General features: G+C 69.6%; 15 protein-coding genes. 10 read left to right on the forward strand and 5 right to left on the reverse strand.

Annotated elements, in window-relative coordinates:
- Positions 1 to 163: 163 nt before the first annotated feature.
- From OG474_RS24775 to OG474_RS24820, 10 genes are read left to right on the forward strand one after another with little or no spacing between them, the layout of a single operon-like run.
- Complete coding sequence (locus OG474_RS24775) at positions 164 to 886, forward strand: hypothetical protein (protein ID WP_405055946.1); 723 nt, start codon at positions 164 to 166, stop codon at positions 884 to 886.
- Entirely contained in the window at positions 886 to 1,680 is a 795-nt protein-coding gene (locus OG474_RS24780) for a hypothetical protein (RefSeq protein WP_405055947.1), read from the forward strand. Before OG474_RS24775 ends, OG474_RS24780 begins: the two co-directional genes overlap by 1 nt.
- Positions 1,680 to 2,987 (forward strand): CpaF family protein, encoded by a 1,308-nt coding sequence (locus OG474_RS24785; protein WP_405055948.1) that lies wholly within the window; start codon positions 1,680 to 1,682, stop codon positions 2,985 to 2,987. Before OG474_RS24780 ends, OG474_RS24785 begins: the two co-directional genes overlap by 1 nt.
- Positions 2,984 to 3,865, forward strand: coding sequence for a type II secretion system F family protein (locus OG474_RS24790; RefSeq protein ID WP_405055949.1), 882 nt, complete (start codon positions 2,984 to 2,986; stop codon positions 3,863 to 3,865). Before OG474_RS24785 ends, OG474_RS24790 begins: the two co-directional genes overlap by 4 nt.
- The gene (locus OG474_RS24795) at positions 3,862 to 4,779 is read left to right on the forward strand and encodes a type II secretion system F family protein (protein ID WP_405055950.1); all 918 of its coding nucleotides are present in this window, start codon (positions 3,862 to 3,864) and stop codon (positions 4,777 to 4,779) included. The genes OG474_RS24790 and OG474_RS24795 overlap by 4 nt, the downstream gene beginning before the upstream one ends.
- A gap of 23 nt (positions 4,780 to 4,802) precedes the next feature.
- Positions 4,803 to 5,009 (forward strand): Flp family type IVb pilin, encoded by a 207-nt coding sequence (locus OG474_RS24800; RefSeq protein WP_405055951.1) that lies wholly within the window; start codon positions 4,803 to 4,805, stop codon positions 5,007 to 5,009.
- 22 nt (positions 5,010 to 5,031) lie between these two features.
- Positions 5,032 to 5,418, forward strand: a complete 387-nt coding sequence (locus OG474_RS24805) for a TadE/TadG family type IV pilus assembly protein (protein WP_405055952.1) — start codon at positions 5,032 to 5,034, stop codon at positions 5,416 to 5,418.
- Positions 5,405 to 5,845: a TadE/TadG family type IV pilus assembly protein gene (locus OG474_RS24810; protein ID WP_405055953.1), complete on the forward strand. Its 441-nt coding sequence runs from the start codon at positions 5,405 to 5,407 to the stop codon at positions 5,843 to 5,845. The genes OG474_RS24805 and OG474_RS24810 overlap by 14 nt, the downstream gene beginning before the upstream one ends.
- The gene (locus OG474_RS24815) at positions 5,842 to 6,276 is read left to right on the forward strand and encodes a pilus assembly protein TadG-related protein (protein ID WP_405055954.1); all 435 of its coding nucleotides are present in this window, start codon (positions 5,842 to 5,844) and stop codon (positions 6,274 to 6,276) included. Before OG474_RS24810 ends, OG474_RS24815 begins: the two co-directional genes overlap by 4 nt.
- Positions 6,277 to 6,288: 12 nt before the next feature.
- The gene (locus OG474_RS24820) at positions 6,289 to 9,105 is read left to right on the forward strand and encodes a BTAD domain-containing putative transcriptional regulator (protein ID WP_405055955.1); all 2,817 of its coding nucleotides are present in this window, start codon (positions 6,289 to 6,291) and stop codon (positions 9,103 to 9,105) included.
- Here OG474_RS24820 and OG474_RS24825 read toward each other — a convergent pair.
- The 5 genes from OG474_RS24825 to OG474_RS24845 all read right to left on the reverse strand — a co-directional run bounded on the left by OG474_RS24825 (position 9,053) and on the right by OG474_RS24845 (position 12,878).
- On the reverse strand, positions 9,053 to 9,283 hold the full coding sequence (locus OG474_RS24825; RefSeq protein WP_405055956.1) for a hypothetical protein: 231 nt from the start codon (positions 9,281 to 9,283) through the stop codon (positions 9,053 to 9,055). The two genes, OG474_RS24820 and OG474_RS24825, sit on opposite strands and share 53 nt — an antisense overlap.
- Before the next feature lie 246 nt (positions 9,284 to 9,529).
- Complete coding sequence (locus OG474_RS24830) at positions 9,530 to 10,150, reverse strand: hypothetical protein (RefSeq protein WP_405055957.1); 621 nt, start codon at positions 10,148 to 10,150, stop codon at positions 9,530 to 9,532.
- A gap of 144 nt (positions 10,151 to 10,294) precedes the next feature.
- Entirely contained in the window at positions 10,295 to 10,900 is a 606-nt protein-coding gene (locus OG474_RS24835; RefSeq protein WP_405055958.1) for a uridine kinase, read from the reverse strand.
- A 230-nt stretch (positions 10,901 to 11,130) separates the two neighbouring features.
- Positions 11,131 to 11,910, reverse strand: a complete 780-nt coding sequence (locus OG474_RS24840) for a phosphotransferase (protein ID WP_405055959.1) — start codon at positions 11,908 to 11,910, stop codon at positions 11,131 to 11,133.
- Between the two features lie 14 nt (positions 11,911 to 11,924).
- Complete coding sequence (locus OG474_RS24845; RefSeq protein WP_405055960.1) at positions 11,925 to 12,878, reverse strand: sugar-binding transcriptional regulator; 954 nt, start codon at positions 12,876 to 12,878, stop codon at positions 11,925 to 11,927.
- Between the last annotated feature and the right edge of the window lie 71 nt (positions 12,879 to 12,949).

The raw sequence follows: 12,949 nt of genomic DNA on the forward strand, positions 1-12,949 counted from the left end.
CAGGTCGTGGTTGTGGTCCGCGGGTTGCGGTGGACCGTGGGCTACTGCGGGGGTTGGTGTGATCTGACCCCGCGCGGACGGTACTGTCTGACGGACGCCAGGCGAGGGCGAACTGCGCCGGACCGGTACAGAATTGCCCTGCGGATTTCGAGGAGCGGGGCAGATGTCCACCAGCACCGGTAGCGAAACAGTCGACCGGCAACGGCAACGTGCCGAGCGCGGGGTCGGAACGACCCGTAAACCCGGGGGCAGGCTCCCGAACAACAACAAGCGGCGACGGCCGGCGATTGCGGCGTTGGCCGCGTTGCTGATCGTCGGCGGCGCACTGGTCGCCGGCGTGCTGGCGATCCGGATGGACGAGCGTCAGGCCGTGCTCCAGATCGGCCGGGATGTCGGGGTCGGCGAGCAGATCAGCAAGGACGACCTCGTGGAGACGCGGGTCGCGGGTGACAACCTGCAGGCGATCCCGGTCGGCGATATCGGCCTTGTGCTGAAGCAATATGCGTCGGTCAACCTGGTGAAGGGGCAGTTGCTCATCAAGGGCCAATACACCAGCGCTGCGCCGATCGCCGAGGGGAAGGCCGAGGTCGGCATCGTGCTGGTCGCCGGCCGGATTCCGGCCGGTGGGCTGGGATCCGGTGACCTGGTCGAGTTGGTCAAGATCGGCGTCGGCGCGCAGGGGCCGGTGTCGCTCGGCAGCGGAACGGTTCTCGACGTGCCCAAGCTGACGGCGACGAGTTCGGCGCTGGGCGACAAGTCGACGGGTGCGCAGACCGCCACGGTGCTGGTGGACCAGGAGTTGGCCAAGGCGATTACTGATGCCTCAGGCAACAACCGGATCGCGGCCGCGGTGCTGAAGCGGGGCACTTCGTTGGGGCAGAAGTAATGGGACTGTTCGTCATGGCGGCGGCCAAGGGGTCGCCCGGTGTCACGACTTCCGCGGTCGCGCTGGCAGGTGCGTGGCCGGGTGACCCGATCCTCGCCGACCTCGATCCCGCCGGCGGCGACATCGCGCTGCGGTACCGCGACCAAGCCGGCGTACCGCTTGATCCTGAGCGTGGGTTGCTTTCGCTTGGTGCCGCGGTTCGCCGGGGGAGCACCGAGGTTCAGCTCAGTGACCACGTGCAGATGCTCAGCGGCGGTCTTGAGGTGCTGGTCGGAGTTGCGTCGCCGAGTCAGGTTCAGGGTCTCGGTCCGGCGTGGCAGCACCTCGCTCGGCAGTTCCGTAGCGTGCCCGGCCGCGACGTGATCGCGGACTGCGGCCGGTTGATGCCCGGTTCCGCCACGGTCCCGGTGCTCCAGAACGCGGACGCGCTGCTGCTGATCGCACGACCCACAGTCGAAGGCCTGTCGCACCTGCGGGAGCGGATTCGCGGGTTCTCCGAGGTCCTCCAACTCGGCACGTTCGAAGCGGTGCCCGTCGGCGTCGCGCTGGTCGCGTCGTACCGGGACACGCACGTGGTCGGTGAGGTCCAGGGGATCCTCGACCGCGCCCGCCTGCCTGCCGCCGTGCTCGGCATCCTGGCCGAGGACGAGAAGGCCGCGGAGGCGATCCGGACCGGCGACGGCCGCAAGGCCAGGTCGTCGCTCCTGCTGCGTTCGGCTGCCGAGCTCGCCGAACGCCTGCGCAAGCTCGCAATGCAGAACGCCAAGGCCACCGAGAGCTGGGGGGTCGCCTGATGGATCAGTCGCTGGTACGACGTTTGCGCGAAGAGGTGGCCGAGGTTCTGGCCCGGCAGCGTCGGGAGGATTCCGCCAACGGCCTGCCGCAGATGAGCGCGGAGGACGAGCGGCAGTTCGCCCGGGCCGTGGTCGGCCGCGTGCTCGAAACGCATGCCCGCGGTGAGATCGCGTCCGGCCGCACGCCACCGAGCGCCCTCGAGGAACAGGATCTCGCGGACGGCATCCATGCCGCGCTGTTCGGTGTCGGCCGGCTGCAGCCGCTGCTCGACGACCCGATGGTGGAGAACGTCGACATCAACGGTTGCGACCGTGTCTTCGTCGGGTTCGCGGATGGTCACGAGGAGATCGGTCAGCCGGTCGCCGAGTCCGACGACGAGCTGGTCGAGCTGATCCAGACTCTGGCGGCGTACTCGGGACTCGCCAGCCGTCCCTTCGACTCGGCCAACCCGCAGCTCGACCTGCGGCTCCCGGACGGCAGCCGCCTGTCGGCCCTGATGGGTGTCTGCGCGCGGCCGTCGTTGTCGATCCGGCGCGCCCGGCTGTCCCGGGTGAGCCTGGACATGCTGGTCAAGTACGGCACGATGTCGCCGGACCTGGCGTCGTTCCTGTCCGCCGCGGTGTCGGCCCGGAAGAACATCATGATCGCCGGCGCGACCAACGCCGGAAAGACCACTTTGCTGCGGGCGCTCGCCAACGAGATCCCGCCGGAGGAGCGCCTGATCACCGTCGAGCGCGCGCTGGAGCTCGGCCTCGGCGAGTTCGAGGACCTGCACCCCAACGTGTTGTCGATGGAAGAGCGCCTGCCGAACTCGGAAGGCCAGGGCGCGATCATCATGGCCGACCTGGTTCGCCGGAGCCTCCGCATGAACCCGAGCCGGGTCATCGTCGGTGAGGTGCTCGGCGACGAGATCGTCACCATGCTGAACGCGATGAGCCAGGGCAACGACGGTTCGCTGTCGACGATCCACGCGAACTCCTCGCTGGAGGTCTTCAACCGCATCTGTACGTACGCCATCCAGTCCGCCGAGCGGTTGCCCGCCGACGCGACCATGATGCTGATCGCGGGCGCGATCGACTTCGTGGTGTTCGTCGAACGCCGCAACGAGTTCGCGACCGGTGGCGAGCTGCGCCGCGTCATCACCTCGGTCCGCGAGGTGAACGGTGTCGACGGGCGGGTGCTGTCCAGCGAGATCTTCAAGGCCGGGCCGGACGGGGTGGTCCTGCCGGCCGCGCCGATCAGCTGCCTGCCCGAGCTGCAAGCGGTCGGCTACCGCGGTACGGCGCCCGCCGGGTGGGCGTCATGAGCACGCCGTCTGCGACTCTGCTGCTGATCATCCTGCTCGGTGCGGTGATCGGCGGCGGGATCCTGCTGCTCGTGGTGTCGCTCATCCCGCGCGAGGACGACGAGGAGATGAAGCCGCCGTCGGCGCTGATGGACGCGCTGCGGAAGGCCGGTATCCGGGTCCCGATAGCCGCCGGAGTCGGGCTGCTGATCCTGTTGCTCACCCGTTGGCCGGTCGCGTCCGTGGCAACGGCGGTCCTCGTCTTCGTCTGGCCCGCGCTGTTCGGCGGGGCCGGCGCGGAGGCGAAGGCGATCAGCCGGCTGGAGGGACTGGCCGGCTGGACCGAGTCCTTGCGGGACACCGTGGCCGGTGCGGTCGGCCTCGAACAGGCGATCCCGGCGACGGCGTACGCCGCCTCGCCCGCGATCTCGAAGGAACTGACCGCGCTCGCGGACCGTCTCAGGGTGCGTGTCCCCCTTCCGCAGGCTCTCCAGCGCTTCGCCGACGAGATGAACGACTCCAGTGTCGACCTCATCGTCGCGAGCCTGATCCTGAACTCCAGGCTGCGCGGTCCTGGCCTGCGTGAGGTGCTCACGTCGCTGTCGGAGTCGGCCCGTGCCGCCCTCGACATGCGTCAGCGGGTCAACGCCGGACGTCGTAGTACCAGGCGCAGCGTCCAGATCGTCATGTTCGTCACCGTGGTGTTCGTGCTCGGTCTGGCCCTGTTCAACAAGAAGTACGTCGCGCCCTACTCGACCCCGATCGGGCAGCTCGTGCTGCTGGTCATTCTCGGACTGTTCGCCGCGGGCTTCTTCTGGCTGCGTCGGCTGTCCAGCTTCGAGGTGCCCGAGCGCTTCCTGCACGCCCGTGACCGGGTGCCGGAGCGGGGGGCCCGATGACGCTGGTGATGCTTGCCGGTGCCATGGTCGGCGCCGGAATCCTGATCCTGATCCGGTACGTCGGAAGTTCGACCGCGACCGGTACGGCGGGGCTGCTGCAACTGGACGCGGATCGGCGGCGCTATCGCCGTGAGGTGAGCCTGACGGCGGACCGCCGGCACCAGGAGGAGTCGCTGCGGATGCGGCGGCTCGGCTCCGGGCTGCGGCGCGCACTAGATGCCCGAGGCATCCAGTTGCCGACCTCGGTCCGGGCCGACCTGGGCATCTCCGGCCGTTCGCTGGAGACCCACCTGGCGACCAGCCTGGTGGGTGCGCTGGTCGGCTTCGTGGTGCCGTTCTTCGTGCTGCTGCCGCTCAGCGTCGTGACCGGCAGCCTGCCGGGCATCGTTCCGATCTGGCTCGCGATCGTCGGGGCACTGGTCGGTGCGCTGTTGCCGACGATTCAGTTGCGGGCGGTGGCGGCCGATCGCCGGCGTGACTTCCGCCACGTGGTCAGCTCGTTCCTGGACCTGGTCGCGATGAACCTGGCCGGCGGCCGCGGCGTACCGGAGGCGTTGTCGTCGGCCTCCGGGATCAGCGACGGCTGGGCGTTCGTCCGGATCCGTGACACCCTCGAGACCGCTCGGCTGCAGGGCGTCACCCCGTGGGCGGCGCTCGGCGAGCTGGGCGAGGAGGTCTCGATCGACGAGTTGCGCGATCTGTCCGCCGCGCTGGCTCTGGTCGCCGAGGACGGCGCGAAGGTGCGCGACTCCCTGGTGGCCCGAGCAGTATCGATGCGTCGTCGGGAACTCGCCGACACCGAAGGTCGTGCTCAGGCACGGTCCCAGTCCATGCTGATGGCACAGATGCTGCTTTGCGTGGGTTTTCTGCTGTTCCTGACCTATCCAGCTGTAGCCCGTGTGGTCGGGCTGTGACGCGCGTACCGCACCGAGGAGAGATGACTATGTTCGACCCCACCACCCAGGCAATCGTCCTGCTCAAGGTCCTGATGCAGGGCCGGATCCAGCGTGCCCGACGCAGCGAAGACGGCGCGTCCGCCGTCGAGTGGGTGCTGATCTCGGCGCTGCTGATCGGGATCGCGATCGCCGTCGGCGCGATCATCCTGAAGAAGCTGACCGACAAAGCCAACCAACTCACTCCCTGATCCGATGAAGATCCCCGCCTGGATGAGGAAGAAGCGGAACGAGCGCGGCGCGAGCAGCGTCGAGCTCGTTCTCTACATGCCCATTCTGATGCTGGCGATCTTCGTGACGATCCAGTTCTCGCTGATCTACCTCGGCAACCAGGCCGCCTCCGCGGCGGCCCGGGAGACGGCCCGGGTGGCCCGGACGACGCTGGACGCGGGGAAGGCCGAGACCGCGGGGATCGAGTACACCAACAAGATCGGCAAGGGCATTCTCGAGGACGTGCAGATCGTCGTCAGCCCGGTCGGCACCCAGGAGGTGCGGGTCGTGGTGACCGGTCACGCGCAGAAGATCACGCCCTTCGTCGATCCGCCGACCGTGACCCAGGTGGTCCAGGGACCGCTGGAGGAGTTCCGTGCCGACAACTGAGCCACGTCGCGGCCGGGGAATCCGGCCCGGGCGGCGCGGCGAGCGGGGTTCGATGGCGGTCGAGATCGTCCTGCTCGCGCCGCTGATGCTCGCGTTCATGATGCTGGTCGTCGCCGGCGGCCGGTACGTCGCGGTCCGCGGCGACATCGAGGCCACGACGCGGGACGCCGTACGGGCGGCGACGCTCGAACGCGACGAGGCCAGCGCCGTGGCGGCCATGCAGGACATCACGGCGTCCTCGCTGCAGGATGTCGGAGCCTGCTCCGGCCCGGCGCTGAGCGGCAACTTCGCGCCCGGCGGCATGCTGACTGTCACGATCAGCTGTGAGGTCTCGTACGACGGCCTGGGGCTGATCGGTCTGCCCGGTTCGAAGACCGTGACGATCAGCAGCTCGGCACCGATCGACACCTACCGGAGGACGGGATGATCCGGCTCGGCCAGTGGTTCCGCTCGCGGCGCCGGAGCCAGCGCGGCTCGGCGACGATCTTCATGCTCGGTTTCGCGACCGTCCTGATGGTCGGCGCGGGCATCGTGATCGACGGCGGCCTGGCGCTGAACAAGCGCAGCCAGCTGACCGACGACACCGAGCAGGCGGCCCGCTCGGCGGCGAACGCGATCGACATCCCGTACCTGCGCTCGACCGGAGTGGTCCAGGTCGACCCGGCTCAGGCCAGCGCCGTGGGCAGCGGCTTCCTCGCCGAGCGCGGCTACACGGACATCTCGGTGTCGGTGAACGGCAACGAGGTGACCGCGTCGGCGCAGTCGACGGTGGACACCGCGATCCTGTCGCTGATCGGCATCAACACATTCACGATCCGCGGTCAGGCCACCGCGGTGCCCCAGATCGGGATCGGGTAGGAGAAGACGAGCATGACGACCCAGCGACCGGGACCCGGGCGATTCACGGAGGCCCCGGATCCAGGCCGGTTCATCAAGGACGCACCGCCGGAGCGCCGTTCCACTCCGATGGCGATTCTGGCTGCCCTCGCGCTGCTGCTGCTGCTGATCGGGGTGCCGGTCGCGCTCATCACGCTGACCGGCCCGCCGCCGTTCCCGCACGGCTGGCCGTCCCGTGAGGACCTGACCGCCCCGATCGGCATCGACGCGGTGCTGACCGTGCTGCGCGGGGTCGTCTGGCTCGCGTGGCTGCACTTCAGCAGTTGCGTGGTCGCCGAGTTCGCCAGCGCGGTCCGCGGTCGCGGCGTACCCAGGTCGATCCCGCTCGGCGGTGGAAGCCAGCGCCTGGCGCGGGTGCTGGTCGGTGCGTTGCTGCTGACCGGTATCGCCGCCGGCCAGGCGGCCGCCGTGACCGGGGCCGTCGGCGGTCCGATCGAGCCGAAGTCGTCCGTCTCCATCTCCGCGACGACCCAGGTCGAGAAGCAGGCCGCCGACGAGCACATCGACGTGAAGCAATTCACCCCGCAGAGCACGGCGAGCACAGCGAGCAAGGACCCCCTGGCGGGGAAGAAGGTCTACGTCGTGAAGGCCCCGCACGGGCACCATCACGACAGCCTCTGGGACATCGCGGACAAACACCTGGGCGACGGCCGGCGCTACAAGGAGATCTACGAGCTCAACAAGGAGCGGACGCAGCCTGACGGCCAGCACCTGCACCTCGCCCGGCTGATCCAGCCGGGCTGGACGCTGATCATGCCGGAGGACGCCAGCGGAGTAGAGCGGCAGCCGACCGAGCATGTCCAGGCGCCGCCCAAGCAGACGACCGACACGCACCATGCCGCCACGCCCAAGCCCACAACGAACACCCCGGACATCCACCAGGCCGGTGGTGGCGGTGGTGGCGGTGACGGCGCTGGTGACGTCCACCAGTCGCCGACAGGCGGCGGTGAGCACCAGCCAGGTGATCAGGGGCAGCAGCAGGACTCGCGTTGGCGGCTTCCGAACGATCTGCTCGGTGGCGGCCTGGTCGCGGCCGGTCTGCTCGCTCTGCTCCTCACGGAGCGCTATCGGCGGCGGGGCCGTGACCCCGAGCCGGCCGCTACGGCAGCCGAGGTCGCATTGCGGGTCGGCGCCGACCCGGCGCGAGCCGAAGCTCTGGACCGGGCGCTGCGCGGACTGGTCGGCCAGTGCGACGCTGTCGGCGTCCCGCTGCCCCCGCTGTTCGCTGCGGCGGTCGATGACTACGCCATCGAGCTGCTGCTGGCGCCGCCGCGCATGGACGCTCCGGCTCCTTGGCAGGCGTTGGACGACGGTCGCCGGTGGCGGTTGGAGCGGTCCGACATTGCTGCCGACGCGGCCGGGCCCGCGCCGTACCCGGCCTTGGTCTGTCTCGGTCGCGACTACCACGAGCGTGATGTGCTGGTCGACCTCGAGGCAGCTGGTGGCGCGCTGAGTGTTCGCGGCGACTCGGTTGTCGCTCGCGAGGTCGCGACCTCGGTCGCGGTGCAGCTGGCGACGAACCCGTGGGGCGATCAGCTCCGGGTGACGACGTCCGGGCTGCCGGATTCGGTGGGCGAGGTCCTCGAGGGCCGGCTCCGGGTGGTTCCCGACATCGACATGGTGCTGCCCGATTTCGAGCAGGGCGGCATGGAGTCCGAGGTGCTCAGCGGCCGGGTCACGCGGTCGTCCGACGCTTCCCCGCAGTACGTCGTACTGGGTGCACCGCCGGACGACGACACCGCGCGGCGCCTCGCCGTACTGGCTGCGCAGCCGCGGGCCGGGTTCGGCCTGATGGTCGCGGGCGATGTGACCGGTGCCCGCTGGCAGCTGCAGGTCGACGAATCGGGGACCTTGCTGATCCCGTCGCTCGATCTCGTCCTGTCGGCCAGCCGGCTGACCGAACCGACCGTCGAGCTGGTCACCGAGCTGCTCGCGGCCGCGCGTACGTCGACCCAGCTTCCGTCGGGTGGTAGCCGCGTCCGGATTCCGCCGACCGGCAGCACCGGCGACGACTCGAACTGGGTCACCGCCAGCGTCCGGGTCGGTGTCCTCGGCACGGTCGAGGTCCGCAGCCCGTACGCGTTCGAGGCCGAGCGGTTGCCGTTGGCAACAGAGATCGTCACGTTCGTCGCCCTGCACCCCGGCGGCGTGCACCCCAGCGTGCTGGCCGCGTCGGTCTGGCCGCGTGGCGTCACGTCCGATGTTCGGGACGCGACCGTCGAGCGGGTCCGGCAGTGGCTGGGTACGGACTCGCAGGGTGGGCACCACCTGCGCCAGGACGTGAACGGGCGGCTCTACCTCGGGCCTGAGGTCGCGGTCGACTGGGACTGCTTCTGCGAGCTGGTACGGCGCAGTCGCAGCGCGCAGACGCTCCGGGACGAGCGCGAGCTGCTGCGGCGGAGCCTGCACCTGGTGCGCGGGCCGTTCCTGAGTGGTCGGCCACGTGGCGGCTACTCGTGGATCGCGCGGGTGCACCTGGAGCGCGTGGTGCCCGACCTCGTGGTCGACACCGCGCACCGGTTGTCCCAGCTGACGCTCGGCGACGACGACCCGGCAGGTGCCGTCAGCGCCGCTCGGGCCGGGCTCCGGTTGGCATCCAACTCCGATTTGATGTGGCAGGACCTGCTCCGGGCCGAGTACCGGTACGGCGGGGTTGCCGCGGCGGAGAAGGTTGTCGAGGCGCTGGGCGAGGGCGTGCTCAAGCACAACCTCGTCCTCAGCCCCGAGACCGAAGCGCTCATCGACGAACTACTACCGACCGGTGCGAGCCGGGCGCGACGGGTGTCCTGACCGGCTCGGTCAGGAACAGCCGCAGCCCGGCCAGCCCGAGCCAGATCGGGATGCCGTAGGCGGTCACGCATTCCATCCCGCCGACGCCCAGCCCGAGCCCGATGCCGCTGAAATGCAGCCCCATCGCGGCGATGCCGAGCAGGCCGAAGGCGAAGCCCCACCACCGGAGCCTCGCCAACGGCCCGCTGCTGAGCCGAACTACCCCCAAAGCCCACCCCAGGTAGCCCACACGCCACCTCGGAAGTCGCCGGTTCGCAGCGAGCTCGGTCCGTACGTCCGAAGGACCCGCAGGCCTGGTCTCCGGATTATCGGACGTTAGCGCTCGTGACCACGCCAGCGCGTCGACCACCGGCCTGCGCTGCCCGGCGGGATCGCGCCCCACTCGATCCAGGTTCAGCAAGCCGCGTGCACGCGACGGAGGGGGCTAGCTGGAGGTGGTGGTTAGGCGGGATTGTTGTTGGGGCGTGAGGGTGGAGATCAGGGTGGTGTTGGGGCGGATGGTGGTGCCTAGTGGGGCGGACTCGCGGATGGTGAGGAGGGCTACCAGGGAGCCGGACAGGAAGCTGGCTTCGGCTGTGGCTTCGGTCTTTTCGGTGCCGGCGTCGTAGGCGGCGTGTGCGTTGGTGAGGGCACCGGTGACAGGGAAGGGGTGGGTGCGGGGTTCCTGGCGCCAGAGGCCTTCTTGGAGGACCTTTGCTTTGGCGGGGGTGGCGGCCTTGAAGAGCTGGATCGTGTAGCGCTGCTTCTTGTCCGGGCTGAGCCGGGTGGCGCGGTAGCCCTCGACGAAGCCGGAATTCAGCAGGAGGGCGCGGTCGAGCGCGGGCTCGGCGGAGTAGTTCGCGAGGTAGGTCTCGGTGCTGAAGGGGCCCGTGGTGTTCTTCGGGTCGGCGATGAAGCCGCGCGGCAGCACGATCAGGCCGGCGAGTGCGCTCTTGGCGGTTTGGTCGACGGCCTTGCTGGGGGTGGGTGCGGGGGCGTCGGCTGGGCGCACGGCTGCGCCCGCGTCAGTGCCGCAGCCGGTCACAGCGAGCAGCAGGGCGGTCACGACGACGGCTATACCAGGAGCCGAGCGGTTCACGGGCCCCATCCGAGCAGGCAAAGGTGAACAGCGGCCGAACGCCTGCGGACCTACAGGCCATCACAATTGCGTCCGCGGCGCGGGGCTGAGCGGGGACCGGGTCGCGGGACCTCAATTGTGATGGCGTGGGGCTCCGGCAACGAGGGCGGTGATCCGGCGGAGGGCGGCCTTCGGGGTCATCGGTTCGCAGCCGGCCTCGACGCAGCGGCGGACTACCTGGGGGTCGTCGCGGAGGAGCAGGAGACCGCGGCGGAGCAGGGTCAACGGTGGCTTGCGGTGCTCGCGCAGGTCGCGCTGGAAGCGGCGGGCGAACGTGACGAGTCGGTGATGCCGGACGCAGATCGCGACCGCGAGCAGGCCGCGATCTCTGAGTTCACCGGTGATCTGGTCGGCGAAGATGCCCTCGGCAATGATCAGCGGCGAGCCCTCGGTGCTGAACTCCCGGTGCCCGACAGTCCCGTCGGCGGAGATCTCGTAGATCGGCATGTCCGCCTGGCCGGTCGCGCACAGCTGTTCGAGCGCGGCAACGGCCCGATCGCCGTCCCAGGATGCCGGGTCGTCCCAGTCGACGATCCCGAGCGGCGACCGCGGCATCGCCTCGTCGTCCCCGTCCCGGTAGAAGTCGTCCAGCCGGACGACCGGTAGCCCGGTCAGCTCCGCCAACCGCGATTTCCCGGCCCCCGACGGCCCGGCCAGCAACACCACACGCGCACTCACCCGCCCCATTCTCCGCCACGACCGACAGCACGAACGACAGGAGGTGTGCCCGTGTCAGCCTTACCGCTCGCCCCGCCCACGCTCACCATCCGGTGTACGCACATCTATACGTCCTGTCCGTACGGCGTAACGGGGGGCGCCGCCCCACCGATAACCAGGCGTGCCGAAGCTCAAGCTAGGAGCCGCGCTCTACGTGCGGCGGATGCAGGAGCAGTACTACGAGGGGCAAGCTAGCGCAGCAAAGCCTCTCGTAGCGCCTGAGCGTGGCGAGTGAACCATGCGTCGGTGCGGGTGGTCAGGTCGGATTCGCCGGTGGTCCAGCGTTCGTGGAACCAGGGGTGCCCGGTCTCGGAGCCGCGGCGGACGTAGTCCATACACCAGACGTGGTTGTCGGCCGTTGCCGCGACGAGCCGAGCGCGCTCAGCCTCGTCCAGCCCGTAGGTGTCCGCGAAGCGACGCAACCGACTGAGCGCGCGACCACGCCGTACGTCGTGGATGTCGTCCTCCGGCCGCAGTGGCGCCCACAGGCGGATCGCCGCGGCCACGTCCCACAGCGCTGACCCCGGGCCGGCCAGGTCGAAGTCGATCAGGGCGACAGCAACCCCGTCCTGGAACACGATGTTGTCCAGGTTCGGATCGTTGTGGCTGACCGTCCCGTCCACGTACGCCGCTGGCACCGGCTCAGCCCAGTCGTAGTCCGCAGCCGTAAACCCAGCGACTGCCTCGTGGTACGAACGCAGCAGCACCGCCACGCTGTCCAGCGCGGCCTCGGTCATCGACCAGTCCGGGTACGGCGGTGTGACCGTCTCGCCCGGCACATACGTGAGCACCTCCCGCCCCTGGTCATCGATATCCAGGAACCGCGGTGCCCCGGCGAATCCCACCTCCTCCAGATGCCGCAGTACGGCGTGAGTCGCCGTACTGCTCACCCGGAGCGGCCGTCGGACGGTGTCGCGGACCCGGACGACCAGTCCCCGGTTCGCCGTGCCACCGAGTAAGGGGGTTTCCACTCGCCAATGGTGGGCTAGCGGACCTCGTCCAGCAAGGCGCGTGCGAGGGGACTGTGGGTAACGATCCCGTTCACCAGCCCGCTGCGGACGGCGGCTCGGACCGCCTCGACCTTTGCGAGGCCGTACGGAATCGCGATCACCTCGTCGATCGCGTTCATCTGCTCGGCGTTGATCGCGATCACCCGATCGGTCACCTTGCTCTGCACCGGAGCGCCCTTGGCGTCGACGAACACCCCGGAGATGTCCGCGACCACGCCACGCTTCTGCAACTGCTCACACGCGTCCGAGTCCATGGCGTCGTACAGCGTCGACTGACCGGGGGCCCAGGAGCCCAACCCCACCACGGCTTTGGTGACCGCGTCGAAATGGCCGATCGCCTCGGCGACCTCGGGCTGCTGCCGCAAGGCGCGCGCAGTGGTCGCATCCGGTACGACGAGTGGGGCATAGAACAGGTACGCCGGTCCACCGGACAACCGTGCGGTGTGCCGGACGAGCTCGACCGAATTCGCCTCGACGTCCGGCCGGGTGAGGGCCCCGGTGAGCTGGACAACCGGGACGGCGGCGAGTGACCTGAGCTGGTCGGTCATCGCCGTGACCGCACGCGCCCAGGCCAGGCCCAGTACGTCGTCCGCGGTGACGATCTCGGTCAGCAGTTCGGCGGCGGCCTTGCCGAGCTGGCGGCGTAACGCGGCCGGATCGACCTCGGGGGTGTCCACGACGATCGCGCGCCGCAGCCCATAGGTCTCCTGGAGGCGGGCGGACAGGTCGAGGTCGACGTCACCCGGATGGCTGATCTCGATCCGCACCAGCCCGCTGGCGCGCGCCTGGTCGAGCAGCCGCGCGACCTTGAACCGGCTGAGCCGGAACTCGTCGGCGATCTCCACCTTCGAGCGGCCGTCGACGTAGTACCGCCGCGCGATCGACGCCGTCAGCACGAGCTGTGCCGGACCGCCCGCGATGGGCTCCATGCCGCCTCCCCCAACCGTGTCACAGCCAGTCGCTCATATGAGCGCAGCTGTGCACCAGTGTTGCACAGACT

Origin of the sequence: Kribbella sp. NBC_01505, assembly GCF_045040285.1 — a bacterium.
GTDB lineage: Bacteria > Actinomycetota > Actinomycetes > Propionibacteriales > Kribbellaceae > Kribbella.

Excerpts from the sequence above, each read along its gene's own strand:
- OG474_RS24775 (WP_405055946.1), top strand. The coding sequence starts at position 164 with ATGTCCACCAGCACCGGTAGCGAAACAGTCGACCGGCAACGGCAACGT.
- OG474_RS24780 (WP_405055947.1), top strand. The coding sequence starts at position 886 with ATGGGACTGTTCGTCATGGCGGCGGCCAAGGGGTCGCCCGGTGTCACG.
- OG474_RS24785 (WP_405055948.1), top strand. The coding sequence starts at position 1,680 with ATGGATCAGTCGCTGGTACGACGTTTGCGCGAAGAGGTGGCCGAGGTT.
- OG474_RS24790 (WP_405055949.1), top strand. The coding sequence starts at position 2,984 with ATGAGCACGCCGTCTGCGACTCTGCTGCTGATCATCCTGCTCGGTGCG.
- OG474_RS24795 (WP_405055950.1), top strand. The coding sequence starts at position 3,862 with ATGACGCTGGTGATGCTTGCCGGTGCCATGGTCGGCGCCGGAATCCTG.
- OG474_RS24800 (WP_405055951.1), top strand. The coding sequence starts at position 4,803 with ATGACTATGTTCGACCCCACCACCCAGGCAATCGTCCTGCTCAAGGTC.
- OG474_RS24805 (WP_405055952.1), top strand. The coding sequence starts at position 5,032 with ATGAGGAAGAAGCGGAACGAGCGCGGCGCGAGCAGCGTCGAGCTCGTT.
- OG474_RS24815 (WP_405055954.1), top strand. The coding sequence starts at position 5,842 with ATGATCCGGCTCGGCCAGTGGTTCCGCTCGCGGCGCCGGAGCCAGCGC.
- OG474_RS24820 (WP_405055955.1), top strand. The coding sequence starts at position 6,289 with ATGACGACCCAGCGACCGGGACCCGGGCGATTCACGGAGGCCCCGGAT.
- OG474_RS24845 (WP_405055960.1), bottom strand. The coding sequence starts at position 12,878 with ATGGAGCCCATCGCGGGCGGTCCGGCACAGCTCGTGCTGACGGCGTCG.